This window comes from Lentibacillus salicampi, from assembly GCF_004565465.1.
Taxonomy (GTDB): Bacteria; Bacillota; Bacilli; order Bacillales; family Amphibacillaceae; genus Lentibacillus; species Lentibacillus salicampi.
Map to the genome: position 1 here is coordinate 47,597 of NZ_SRHY01000005.1, position 12,062 is coordinate 59,658.

Below are 12,062 nucleotides of genomic sequence, written 5' to 3' on the forward strand. Positions count from 1 at the left end.
AAAAAACGATTATTGATTCTCGTAAAAAAGGGAGCAGAAACACTGGAGTTCTTGATTTAAGTGAGGTGAAGAAATGAGTGAAATTAAAGTAGATCGCTTGACAAAAATTTTTGGCAAACGGCCGAAACAGGCTGTGAAATATCTTGAAGAAAATAAATCGAAGGATGAGATTCTGGACCTGACCGGGATGACGGTAGGCGTTAATCAGGCCTCATTCGAAGTTGATGATGGTGAAGTCTTCGTCATAATGGGGTTGTCCGGCAGTGGTAAATCCACTTTGGTTCGCATGCTGAACCGTTTAATTCAGCCAACCTCAGGGGATGTTTGGCTTGGTGATGAGAATATAGCAAAAATGAATAAAGATCAGTTGCGAAAAGTTCGCAGGGAAAAAATGAGTATGGTCTTCCAGAACTTCGCACTGTTGCCTCACAAATCAATTCTTAAAAATGCTGAATATGGTTTGGAAATTCAAGGGATTGATAAAGATGAGCGGGAAAAGAGTGCCCGTGAAGCACTTGAATTAGTTGGCTTAGGCGGATATATGGACAAATACCCGAGTGAGCTATCCGGTGGCATGCAGCAGCGGGTCGGCCTGGCAAGAGCGTTGGCCAACGATCCGGACATTCTGTTGATGGATGAAGCGTTTAGTGCGCTGGATCCGCTGATCCGGAAAGACATGCAGGATGAATTAATGGATTTGCAGCAGCGGGTACACAAAACCATCATCTTTATTACTCACGACTTAGATGAAGCACTTCGAATCGGCGACCGTATTGCTCTGATGAAAGACGGAAGCATCGTACAGATCGGGACGGCTGAAGAAATTTTGATGGACCCGGCAAACGATTACGTTGAACGTTTCGTTGAGGATGTTGACCTCGCCAAGGTTCTGACAGCCAGCCATGTGATGAAACGTGCTGAAACGGTGACGGCTGATCGGGGGCCTAACGTCGCCCTCAGGCTGATGAAAGAGAATGGTGTTTCTACAATTTATGTTGTGGATAAAAAGCATAGATTGCTAGGTTATGTAACGGCTGACCAAGCAGCAGCCGCAGCGAAGAAAGGCCAAGGACTGGAAGATATCCTTACAAATGATATCCCGAAAGTGCATCCTGACACACTGCTGAATGATATATTTGAGCCTATGGCTGAAGATAAAGCACCACTTTCCGTTGTTGATGACACGGGCAAATTGGTTGGTATTGTTGTCAGAGGCGCTATTATCGGTGCACTTGCTGGTAACGATGAAGTGCTAAATGGAAACGGGGGTGAGGAAACAAATGGATAATTCAGGAACTCTTTTTCCCAAACTCCCATTGGCAGAGTGGATTGAATCGTTTGTTGATTTCTTGACAGACTCACTTTCGGTGGTCTTTGATAGTATTTCAGCAGTCCTTGAATTTATTAACGAAAATATTGTGATGTTATTGGAGTTTGTTCCGCCACTGTTACTGATTATAATCGTAGCGCTCATAGCGTGGTGGGTAGTCAACTGGAAACTTGGTCTTTTTGCGCTTATTGGTCTTGGACTTATCAATAATCTTGGTTATTGGCCGGAAACCATTGAAACAAGTGTGTTGGTAATAGTCTCGGTTGCGGTTTCGATGATAATCGGTATACCGATTGGCATCTGGATGTCACAGAAAGGTGCTGTCCAAGCAGTTGTGACACCTATTCTCGACTTTATGCAGACGATGCCTGCCTTTGTTTATTTAATTCCGGCCGTTGTCTTCTTCAGCCTTGGTACGGTGCCAGGTGTCGTAGCTACCATTATCTTCTCAATGCCTCCGACTGTAAGGCTGACAAACCTTGGTATTCGGCAGGTGGACGAGGAACTGATTGAAGCATCCAATGCATTTGGTTCATCAACTGGCCAAAGGCTGGGTAAAGTACAGATACCACTTGCTATGCCAACAATCATGGCAGGTATTAATCAGACCATCATGCTGTCATTGTCGATGGTGGTTATCGCCTCAATGGTTGGGGCGCCGGGTCTTGGTACAGTCGTTTACAGGGCTGTTACACAAGTTGCAATTGGACCGGGCTTTGAAGGTGGTCTGTCCCTTGTCATCCTTGCAATGTTGTTTGATCGTATTACACAAGGGGCAAATAAAAATTAAGCATGTTCCAGGATTCATTGCATCGGCAGTGACGCAATGAATCCGAACATATATATATAATATTATTTTAAGGAGGTCAATTTCTTATGTTTAAGAAATTTAGATTTTTAGGCTTAGCTGCAGCACTCGTGCTGGTTATTGTACTGGCAGCATGTGGCGGCGGAGACAGTGAAGAAGGAAGTGACAGTAACTCTGGCGACAGCGGTAGCAGCGACAGTGGCGACAGCAGTAGCGGTGTAGAACTTGGTGAATCGGAACTGACTATTCCATACGTTTCATGGGCAGGCGCTATTGCGCGTACACCTTTAGTAAAGCAGGTTCTTGAAGATGTTGGGTACACTGTGGAAACGACACAGGTTGATGCTGGTTCAATGTGGACAAGTGTTGCCAATGACGATGCATCCTTTATGACAGCGTCATGGCTGCCAGCAACCCACCAGTCCTATTGGGATCAATATCAGGACGATGTGGAAGCTGTTGGAACATTTGTTGATAAAGCTCCACTTGCAATGACGGTTCCATCTTATATGGATGTGAACGCTATTGAAGATCTGAAAGGCAATAAAGAATTGGGTGAAGCAGTTGATTGGACAATTACCGGTATCGACCCAGGCGCTGGTGTTATGCAAAGTACACAAGAAGCAATTGAAACATATGGTTTAGACAACTGGGAACTGCAATCAAGTTCTGAAGGTGCCATGTTGTCAGAACTGCAAACCAAAATTGAAAATGAAGAACCAATTATTATTCCTGGCTGGAAACCACATTGGATGTTTGCCGAAATGGACCTGAAAATGCTTGAAGATCCTGAAGAAGTCTATGGCGGTGAAGGTGATCGGATCGAAGCGATAGCACACACAAGCTTCAAAGAAGACTCGCCTGCAGCGTATGAAGTTGTCCAGCGAATTACAGAAGATTACGATACGGAAATGGAAAACTCACTGCTGGTTGAAATCAATGATGGTGGAGAGCCGGCTGATGTCGCAAGCCAATTCCTTGAAGACAATCCTGATCTTCTGGAAAAATGGACAGAAGGTATTGGTGAATAACCTGGATGTCATAAAAGCATAAAAAAAGCTGTCTCATCTATTGAGGCAGCTTTTTTTATGACGAAAATTTGTTTTTAGCAGATTCACTGCATAAAAAACTCCCCCTGATTTCCGCCATTTGAAAAGGCAGATATGGGGGAGCTGGAACGATTTTGAAATGTTATTTTCCTACTTTATCTTCCAAGTCCCTTAGGCTTGATTCAATTTCTTTCAGATACTGATGGATACTTTCTTGATGCGGCTCCACGGTCTTTTTCCAATCTTCTACTGAGTTTTTCATTTCCTGTGTTAGTTCCCTGACGAGGACAGCTCCTTCTTTGGATGTATTGGTCAGTCGCTCTTTTAACTTGAGACTGCCATCTTTTAAGTTTTCAAGTAGCTCCTGCCATTCAACACGCTGTTCCCTGGCACGACTCCGTAAATTCCTGCCTGATTCCGGGGTACTTAATAATACCGCAGCAGCACCTAATGCTCCTCCTGCCACCATCCCGAGAAATAACGATTTTCCTTTAGTCATAAAGATAAACGCTCCTTTCAAAGAATTCATATACCCCGGCAAGCGGAGGTGAAATGCCTGTGAATTGCCTGAGGCTGCCTGATGCAGACCACTCGACATACTTGCCTGTTCACTATCATAATGAACGTTAATTTTAAAAAATCCCCTGACAGATAAATAGTGCCAAAGGATTGATAATTTATATCATGCCGTCAAATATCAGGCGGTGGTCAGCGGTTGTGCCCGTTTTAAAATATTTTGCACGATTGGATATACAAGCATCATAAATGCTGTATTCAATACAGCTGCTGGCAATACAATTGTACCGAATAAGATCGGGAAGGCTCCGTCCATTAAGCCCACAATGTAAAGCGCGACAGTTAGAAATATGGAGCCGCTGATCATCGTACCGACAGCTGTTAATACTGGAACATTGATTTTAACATTGATACGATCTTTCACCAGTAATAACAGTCCAAAAAACAGAATGCCTGTAATCGGTTTGTCAATCACGTTGGCTATCTGGCCGCCGGGTGTCTGCGTTGTCAAAGCGGAAATAATGCCTGCTCCTACCGATAACAGCAGAACATATTTCGCCTTTGGAAAAAGCATAATTCCTAAAAACATCATGGAAAGCAGCATGTCTGGCTTCATCCCGTAAATAAATGGTGGAATGATAAAATGCAACACAGCACCAATCCCTAATAACAACGATAAAAATACCAAAACTCTTGTATTCACTTTTACCTCTCCTCTTCTCAGCTAAACTATCTATTTTGGCCCCCCAGCTGTGCACGTGTTGCCAGCTGCGAAAGCATAATCTCATTATAACAGAAAAGCACGCAAATAAACAGAATCAATTTTCTAATTATTATTAGTGGTGCTTGTTAAATCACATCACCAATTTCTTTGGCAATTTGCTGCAAATCATCCTGTGAATAATCGTTCTCATGCACTTGCCAGTTGAATGAAAAACCGTCATCCTCACCATAACGCGGCAGAAGATGAACATGTAAATGAAATACGGACTGATCCGCGGGCTTTTCATTATTATTTAACAGGTTCATGCCGATCGGCTGGTAAACTTTTTTGATGGCGTTTGCGATGGTCGGAATCCGTTTAAACAGTTCGCTTGCAACTTCAGGCGGTGTTTCATAAATATTTTTCGTATGGGTTTTCGGGATGACTAGTGTGTGTCCCTTTGTTACTTGGCTGATATCCAGAAACGCGTAGACGGCTTCATCCTCATAAACTTTCGCTGACGGGATTTCACCATCAATGATTTTGCAAAAAATACAATCCTCATGCGCCATGCCAATCACTCCTATACGTGTTTTCATTTATTGTATAAAGAAACCGGGTTAAAAGTAAAGCCAAGTGAATACAAATATAAGGCATAATTGAGACAAACAGCAAGGTAACGAAAATTGTCATATAGAGGCCACTCTGATTACCGCGCGTCGCAGTTTATGGTTTTTGTAACAAAAAAATAAACAGGCCAGGCTCATTTTTTAGGTGAGCCTGCCTGCTTTAAGAAGTAAGCGGATGGCAAAACATCTAACGTCTGGGGACTTGTAATAATCGTCAATCGCATGTGCTTTCAACGTTTACAAAAACCGATTTGTCAGGTTCCAATTGAATTGGGACCGTCTGGCAAAAAGGTTTAAAGCATTAGATGTTACACTTAAGACGTGTGCAACTGTATCCAAAGATACGGTGCAGACAATCTTAAACAGGTCGATCACTTAATTGCCGATCACTAACACCTCATTTGTGCAGTGCGAAATTATATGATTTTGCTCATCCACTTGGCTTCATTCGTTAGTGTTAACCGTCTATATCTTTTTATACACATTTTTTGTCGAAGAATTTGCTTTGGCTCCTCACGTGAAACGTGGTAAAATTTTAAGTAAGTGACAATTGGGAGGCAGGCTTTGTGGAACCTTTATTACATATAGCCGATTTATATGGCGGTTATACACACAAAAACGTGCTGCACGGTATTAGCTTGAATGTTTATCCCGGCGAAATCGTTGGGCTGATCGGACTGAATGGTGCCGGTAAAAGTACGACCATCAAGCACATTATCGGCTTAATGCAGGCTAAAAAAGGCACCGTTGCAGTTAACGGGAAAACATTTCAGGAAAATCCGGATACATATCGAAATCAAATGGCCTATATACCGGAAATGCCGATCTTATACGATGAATTAACACTATATGAGCATCTGAAACTGACAGCAATGGCTTATAATATTTCGGAAGCTGATTTTGAAAAAAGACTTCCGCCATTGTTGAAAGAATTTCGGATGGAGAAACGCCTGAAATGGTTTCCGACCCATTTTTCCAAAGGGATGCGACAAAAGGTGATGATCATGTGCGCCTTTTTGATCGAACCACCGTTATACATTGTGGACGAGCCGTTTGTCGGACTTGATCCGCTTGGCATCAAATCCTATCTGCAACTGATGGATAACATGAAGCGAGATGGATCGGGTGTCCTCATGTCAACACATATTCTCGCAACAGCTGAACGAAATTGTGACCGATTCATCATCCTGCATGAAGGTAAAATCAGGGCAATTGGCACGCTGGAGGAATTGCGTAAAAACTTTAAGATGCCTGATGCAACGCTTGATGATTTATATGTGGAATTGACGAAGGAAGATAGCCATGTTTGATTCACATGCGTTTTTTAAACAACGTTTCGCAGCACACTTAAAAGAGACAAGTCGTTATTTGCGCTATATTTTTAATGGACATATCGCGTTTGCCATGTTCTTTTTTGTTTCGGCGGCGGCCTATTATTATCAGCAGTGGCTCGCAAATCTTCCGGAAGATTTTCCGACGAATTGGATTATTGGATTGACCTTTGGGCTGCTCGTCAGCTATAGTCCTGTTCGCACTCTTTTAAAAGAACCGGATCTAGTATTTCTGATTGCTGCCGAGAATAAAATGGGTTCCTATTTCCGTGACGCTTTAATTTACAGTTTTGTTATTCAGCTTTACATGATTCTGCTTGCTGGTGCAGCGTTTGGACCGTTATATTTTGCGTCTTATCCGGAGCGTACCGGGGAAGTTTATTTACTGACATTGCTCATTGTCCTCATTTTTAAAGCAGGGAACCTGGCTGCCAATTGGTGGATACTGAAAATCCGAGAACCCGGGGTGCGGTGGGTTGATCAGGTTGTGCGTATTTTGCTGAATCTGGCTGTCTTTTATTTTATTATCTCAGGTGAAATGGTGTGGGCCGGAGTCACAACGGTGCTGTTTACGCTAGTCTTTTTATACGATTTAAGCGTGTCACGAAAGCAGCCTGGAGTTGTCTGGGATTTGCTGGTGGAAAAAGACCGCGAACGCATGCAGACATTTTACCGGATTGCCAATATGTTTACAGATGTTCCGCATTTAAAAAATCGGGTGAAAAGCAGACAATGGCTGGTATCGCTTGTCAGCAGGGTGCCGTTAGCAAAAAATCGGACATTTGATTACTTGTACCGGATTTCGTTTGTTCGGAGCGGGGATTATTTAGGGATGTATGTCCGGCTAATTGTCATCGGTGGTTTGTTCATTTATTTTGTTCCAAACGTTTGGATGAAATTGCTGTTTGCCCTGCTGTTTTTGTATATGAGCGCTTTTCAGATGATGACGTTATACCATCATCACCGGACGGTCATGTGGCTTGATCTGTACCCGGTTGATATTAAGGTAAGGCAACAATCGCTCTTCAAGCTGCTGTTTCAGCTGACATTGATCCAAACGGTGATTTTTGCCCTGTTGTTTTTGGGCATGAAGGAATGGATGGGCATGTTGATCGCGCTTATTGGCGGAACGGTCTTTAATTACTTATTTATTCGGGGATACGTGAAGAAAAAAGTGACGGCATAGGGAAGAGGCTGACCCGCCTTGGTGTCAGCCTCCTTTTACGGCTTATTTCTCCTGGTATTTAAAATACGCTGTAATGAGTGTTTTGGCGGCTATCGGCATGGCACGTTCCTCAATGTCGAATTTCGGGTGGTGGTGCGGGTAGTGGTGTCCTTCTTTTTGTGCGCCTGTGAAAAAGAATGCACCAGGTTTTTCCATCGTGTAATAGGCAAAATCCTCACCGGCCATAACCGGTTTCACCTCTTCGGCTGTTTGTAAGCCATCAACCTCCTGGGCTGCTTCGAGGACCACTTCGGCTTCTTTAGCATTGTTGACGAGCGGCGGATAGCCTTTTTCGTAATGGAATGAGTAGGAAGCATCATGGGCGATACAAACGCCCTGTATTATTTTTTCCATTTCATTCATCACTTGTTCCTGAACCGTCTGTTTTAAATATCGGACTGTACCGACAAGCCTTGCTTTGTCTGCGATGATATTGAACGCATTGCCCGCTTCAAATTGCCCGATGGTGATGACCGCTGTTTCCAGCGGGTCAAGCTGCCTTGAGACAATTTGTTGCAGCTGGGTGACGACTTGCGAACCAATGGTAATTGCATCTTTTGTTTGATGCGGGTAGCCGCCATGCCCGCCTTGGCCCTGTATAGTTATTTCAAAGCGATCTGGACCGGCCATGAAAACATCCTTTGATGTCTGCAGCACACCAAACGGAGTCGTTGCCCAAAGATGGGTTCCAAAAACCGCATCGACATCATCAAGCACACCTGACTCAACAATCGGTTTAGCTCCGCCTGGTGCGTATTCTTCTGCATGCTGATGCAGAAATACAATGGTGCCCGGCAGATCGTCCTGAAACATTTTCATTGTTTTGGCAAGCATTAGCAGTTGTGCAGTGTGCCCATCATGACCGCATGCGTGCATGACGCCGTCGATCTTTGATTTATAGGGAACATCTTTCTCATCCTGAATTGGAAGGGCATCAAAATCAGCTCGCAATGCCACTTTTTTGCCCGGGTTTCCGCCTTTTAATGTGGCAATCACGCCATTACCACCGACATTTTTCTGATAAGGGATCCCCAGATCTTCATAAAAATCTGTTATATATTGTGCGGTTTTGGTTTCCTGAAATGATAGTTCCGGGTATTGATGCAGATAACGCCGGATATCTACCATTTCAGGGTACAGTTCATCCAATTTTTTATGTATATCCTGTAGCAAGGAAAGGCCTCCTTTTTCAAGCTGTTGCAATTAGTATAACATCATTTGCGGGGCCATGTTATATAGTTAAGAAGATTTAGAGAAAGAAAAGCTGCCCCAAAAAGTAATTTTTTCGGAGCAGCCCTGTCTTATTGATTATGGACTCTTGGGTCTGTCAATAACCGTTGAATTTCTTCTTTATGACCTGTTTCATCGGCGATCATATCTTCCAGTTTAACGACCAGCTCAGTTAAGCCTAGCGCTTCAGCCTGTTGTTTGCGCTTTTCGTAACGTTTAATGGTGTCTTTTTCAGCTTCAAGTGCAGCTTCCAACAGATCTTTTACTTCTTCCGGCTGTGGGACGTCGGCAGATTTTGTCGTTGGTGTACCACCTAATGACTTAATCTTTTCGGACAAATATAATCCATGTCCCATTTCATCATTGATTTCCGCTTCGAAAAAAGGCTTTAATGCGGAACGGTACAGTCCCGAGACAACCGACGCACTGTACGTATACTGAATCGCTGCAGCATATTCGTGAGCCAAATCTTCATTCAATCCGTCAACCAAATTTTGCATATCTTGGTTCATAGCATATCCCAACCTTTCAAATAATCATAAGTACATTAATATGTTACCCTTCATCACTAATTTGAAACATGCATGGGTTGGTTTATCTGGTTCGTTGTCGCTTTTGCAATTCGTGATTGTTATGCCACTGGGAAATAAGGTATGATGTATTCAGGAGGGGCTGGACGTGTGGCATAGACGGAATGGTATTCTATTATTTTTGTTGATGGCAGTTCTTTTAACGATTGGCGTTTGGGTGTTCCGTATTATCAGCGGGAAAATTCTTTACCTGGATCGAATGACCCGTGGCCTTGTTGAACAAATGGAAGATACCACTGTTTATACATTTTTCCGATGGGTAACGGAATTCGGTTCGGATACCTTTTTAACGCCCTTTACAATTTTGATGGCACTTTTTCTATGGCGTGTTTACCGGGAGTTGCTGCCTTCCTTGGTATTTGGCCTGGGGACGTTGACGAGCCATGGTCTGAATGTTGTCATTAAACAGCTTGTGGAGCGCGAACGCCCAAGTATCTTGGTTGCCGCGAATGCTGAAGGATACAGTTTCCCATCCGGTCACGCAATGATTCCAATGGTTTGTTATGGGTTGCTTGCTTATTTCCTTGTCAAAAAGCTAACGTCAGCGCGGGCTGTTTTAGCCGTTCAACTAAGCCTCGCGCTGCTTATTTTTCTGATTGGGATCAGCCGCTATATCATCAACGTTCACTATTTAACAGATGTCATCGCCGGGTTTGTTTTCGGATTCATTTATTTAGCAGCTTTGATTTATTTATATGAATGGCTGCAGAATTTAAAAGAAAAATCTCCGTCTCAAGACTGAGTCAAAAACATGCTGAAGATGATTACGTTCTCTATCAATATTCTATAAACTATAGATAAAGGTTAACATGTCAGCGGGAGGAGCGGGGTGAATATATTGGGCCGGTTTATGCAGTATGTTGTGGCGATCATTTTTATTTCAATTGGTGCCACACTGGTACTGGGAAATATTGGCGTCATTGATGTTAATGTAAACAATGCCTGGCTGTACATCTATCCGATTTTATTGATTATCATTGGGGTTAAGTGGATGACCAATCGTATCAGGCACCGTGGCGGCAGCTGGGTTTTCGGATCGTTTTTCTTCATATTCGGGGCATTGCTGTTGATTGACCGTTTTGACATCATCACTTTTCATTTCGGCGATGTTTTTAAACTGTGGCCTCTCCTGATTATTTATATCGGGTTTTCATTTATTGGCAGTACCAGGGGCTATAAACGAACAATTAAACATCATCAAAGAAAATATAAGAGGAAAAATTTTGGTGTTTTTGATTTTCTTTCAGTCGGTGAAGAGGAGTATAATCAGCCGAATTGGAAAGTTGAGCCAATGAACCTGAGAAACATGGCGGGGGACTTTTACTTGGACTTTTCCAAGGCATTTATACCTGAAGAGGAAATCCCGATCACTATCAATTCTCTGGCGGCTGATGTTCACATTATCGTTCCTGAAAATGTTACATTTCGGGCGGAGGCGTCGGTCAAAGCTGGTGATATTGATATTATCGGTCAACAAAAAGACGGTGTCAGCCAGTTTATCACCTATGAAACACCGGATTATGAACAGGCGGTTCAAAAACTGGATTTATTGATTAAATTGCAGGCAGGCTCTATCAAAGTCGTCAAGGTTTAAGGGGGACACATGAATGCTGAGAAAACTAAGCAGTACCCGTTATATGTATATTCGTTCCCACTTATATGCGGTTTTTCTGACGACGATTCTGTTGCTTTCGATGCTGTTAAGCATTCACGTTCTGTTTGCACCTGACTGGCTGTCGGCGGGAGGTATTGTTGCTTTCACTCTTTTTTATGTCTTGTTCGGAATCGTCATTTCCTTTTATGCCGGTTTTAAATCAGGCGGTAGCATGAAAGAACGACTTGATGATATGTCTGTTCTGATTACAAAATTTGCTAATGGTCATTATGATGCCCGTGTTTATTTTCAAGAACGTGACGAGATAACAAGAATCAGCAATGAGATGAATGAACTTGGCGAAAAACTTGAGAGCCAAGTGGCATCACTCAAACGGATGGCTGATGAAAAGGCGGATTATGCCAAATCGGCACATAAGGCGGCCGCTATGGAAGAACGACAACGTCTTGCACGAGATCTGCATGATGCGGTCAGTCAGCAGTTGTTTGCCTTAACGATGATGTCGGAAGCAGCAGTCAGACAGATTGATCAACAGCCGGAAGAGGCAAGGACACAGATCCGGGAAGTGGCCAACACCGCGTTAAAGACCCAAACTGAAATGCGGGCCTTGCTATTGCATTTGCGTCCGGTTCATTTATCAGGAGAACCCCTGTCATCTGGTATCAGAAAGCTGATTGGCGAACTTGAGCAAAAAACCCAATTGACGTTCACTGTACATATGGCTGATGACTTGAAGCTGTCTGAAACGATAGAAGAGCATTTATTTCGGATTACGCAGGAGGCATTATCCAATATATTGCGACATGCGGAGGCAAGTCATGTAAAACTTGACATGGTCACCCGTCCGAATGAGTTGTTTTTGCACATCCGCGATGATGGTCGGGGATTTGATGCACAAGAACGTACAGACCGCAAAACGTCATATGGTCTGAAAACGATGAAAGAACGTACAGAAGAACTTGGGGGGACTTTTACAGTAAGGTCTGTCCGAGGAGAAGGCACGTATATTGATATTCGTATTCCATGCTAGAGGAGG

The 12,062-nt window shown here is 43.3% G+C and carries 13 protein-coding genes; 8 read left to right on the plus strand and 5 right to left on the minus strand.

Annotated elements, in window-relative coordinates; all coding sequences use genetic code 11:
• The first annotated feature begins 73 nt into the window (after positions 1-73).
• From E4U82_RS06075 to E4U82_RS06085, 3 genes are all read left to right on the plus strand, one after another.
• On the plus strand, positions 74-1,288 hold the full coding sequence (locus E4U82_RS06075) for a quaternary amine ABC transporter ATP-binding protein (protein WP_135109186.1): 1,215 nt from the start codon (positions 74-76) through the stop codon (positions 1,286-1,288).
• On the plus strand, positions 1,281-2,120 hold the full coding sequence (locus E4U82_RS06080) for an ABC transporter permease (RefSeq protein ID WP_135109187.1): 840 nt from the start codon (positions 1,281-1,283) through the stop codon (positions 2,118-2,120). The genes E4U82_RS06075 and E4U82_RS06080 overlap by 8 nt, the downstream gene beginning before the upstream one ends.
• A gap of 86 nt (positions 2,121-2,206) precedes the next feature.
• Complete coding sequence (locus E4U82_RS06085) at positions 2,207-3,169, plus strand: glycine betaine ABC transporter substrate-binding protein (RefSeq protein WP_135109188.1); 963 nt, start codon at positions 2,207-2,209, stop codon at positions 3,167-3,169.
• Positions 3,170-3,329: 160 nt separating this feature from the next.
• Here E4U82_RS06085 and E4U82_RS06090 read toward each other — a convergent pair whose 3' ends face one another.
• The 3 genes from E4U82_RS06090 to E4U82_RS06100 all read right to left on the minus strand — a co-directional run bounded on the left by E4U82_RS06090 (position 3,330) and on the right by E4U82_RS06100 (position 4,978).
• Positions 3,330-3,686, minus strand: a complete 357-nt coding sequence (locus tag E4U82_RS06090; protein WP_135109189.1) for a YtxH domain-containing protein — start codon at positions 3,684-3,686, stop codon at positions 3,330-3,332.
• Positions 3,687-3,884: 198 nt separating this feature from the next.
• A complete protein-coding gene (locus E4U82_RS06095) occupies positions 3,885-4,406 on the minus strand; it encodes a tryptophan transporter (RefSeq protein ID WP_135109190.1) in 522 nt (173 codons plus the stop codon).
• Between the two features lie 146 nt (positions 4,407-4,552).
• Positions 4,553-4,978 carry an HIT family protein gene (locus E4U82_RS06100; RefSeq protein ID WP_135109191.1) on the minus strand — a complete coding sequence of 142 codons (426 nt, stop codon included), beginning with the start codon at positions 4,976-4,978 and terminating at the stop codon, positions 4,553-4,555.
• Between the two features lie 623 nt (positions 4,979-5,601).
• On the opposite strand from E4U82_RS06100, the gene E4U82_RS06105 reads away from it, so the two are divergent.
• Both E4U82_RS06105 and E4U82_RS06110 read left to right on the plus strand, forming a co-directional pair.
• Positions 5,602-6,345 carry an ABC transporter ATP-binding protein gene (locus E4U82_RS06105; protein ID WP_135109192.1) on the plus strand — a complete coding sequence of 248 codons (744 nt, stop codon included), beginning with the start codon at positions 5,602-5,604 and terminating at the stop codon, positions 6,343-6,345.
• The gene (locus tag E4U82_RS06110; RefSeq protein WP_135109193.1) at positions 6,338-7,552 is read left to right on the plus strand and encodes an ABC transporter permease; all 1,215 of its coding nucleotides are present in this window, start codon (positions 6,338-6,340) and stop codon (positions 7,550-7,552) included. The genes E4U82_RS06105 and E4U82_RS06110 overlap by 8 nt, the downstream gene beginning before the upstream one ends.
• Before the next feature lie 42 nt (positions 7,553-7,594).
• Here E4U82_RS06110 and E4U82_RS06115 read toward each other — a convergent pair whose 3' ends face one another.
• Both E4U82_RS06115 and E4U82_RS06120 read right to left on the minus strand, forming a co-directional pair.
• Positions 7,595-8,764, minus strand: a complete 1,170-nt coding sequence (locus E4U82_RS06115) for a M20 family metallopeptidase (RefSeq protein ID WP_135109194.1) — start codon at positions 8,762-8,764, stop codon at positions 7,595-7,597.
• 128 nt (positions 8,765-8,892) lie between these two features.
• On the minus strand, positions 8,893-9,333 hold the full coding sequence (locus E4U82_RS06120; RefSeq protein ID WP_135109195.1) for a ferritin-like domain-containing protein: 441 nt from the start codon (positions 9,331-9,333) through the stop codon (positions 8,893-8,895).
• Positions 9,334-9,499: 166 nt separating this feature from the next.
• Between E4U82_RS06120 and E4U82_RS06125 the strand changes: the two genes are divergently transcribed.
• The 3 genes from E4U82_RS06125 (at position 9,500) to E4U82_RS06135 (ending at position 12,056) form a co-directional block, all read left to right on the plus strand.
• A complete protein-coding gene (locus E4U82_RS06125; RefSeq protein WP_135109196.1) occupies positions 9,500-10,153 on the plus strand; it encodes a phosphatase PAP2 family protein in 654 nt (217 codons plus the stop codon).
• 87 nt (positions 10,154-10,240) lie between these two features.
• The gene (gene liaF, locus E4U82_RS06130; protein WP_245183527.1) at positions 10,241-11,005 is read left to right on the plus strand and encodes a cell wall-active antibiotics response protein LiaF; all 765 of its coding nucleotides are present in this window, start codon (positions 10,241-10,243) and stop codon (positions 11,003-11,005) included.
• Between the two features lie 13 nt (positions 11,006-11,018).
• Positions 11,019-12,056, plus strand: a complete 1,038-nt coding sequence (locus E4U82_RS06135; RefSeq protein ID WP_135109197.1) for a sensor histidine kinase — start codon at positions 11,019-11,021, stop codon at positions 12,054-12,056.
• Positions 12,057-12,062 lie beyond the last annotated feature (6 nt).

Coding starts and splice junctions, on each gene's coding strand:
- E4U82_RS06085 (WP_135109188.1), top strand. CDS start 2,207: ATGTTTAAGAAATTTAGATTTTTAGGCTTAGCTGCAGCACTCGTGCTG.
- E4U82_RS06075 (WP_135109186.1), top strand. CDS start 74: ATGAGTGAAATTAAAGTAGATCGCTTGACAAAAATTTTTGGCAAACGG.
- E4U82_RS06100 (WP_135109191.1), bottom strand. CDS start 4,978: ATGGCGCATGAGGATTGTATTTTTTGCAAAATCATTGATGGTGAAATC.
- E4U82_RS06135 (WP_135109197.1), top strand. CDS start 11,019: ATGCTGAGAAAACTAAGCAGTACCCGTTATATGTATATTCGTTCCCAC.
- E4U82_RS06120 (WP_135109195.1), bottom strand. CDS start 9,333: ATGAACCAAGATATGCAAAATTTGGTTGACGGATTGAATGAAGATTTG.
- E4U82_RS06110 (WP_135109193.1), top strand. CDS start 6,338: ATGTTTGATTCACATGCGTTTTTTAAACAACGTTTCGCAGCACACTTA.
- E4U82_RS06080 (WP_135109187.1), top strand. CDS start 1,281: ATGGATAATTCAGGAACTCTTTTTCCCAAACTCCCATTGGCAGAGTGG.
- E4U82_RS06090 (WP_135109189.1), bottom strand. CDS start 3,686: ATGACTAAAGGAAAATCGTTATTTCTCGGGATGGTGGCAGGAGGAGCA.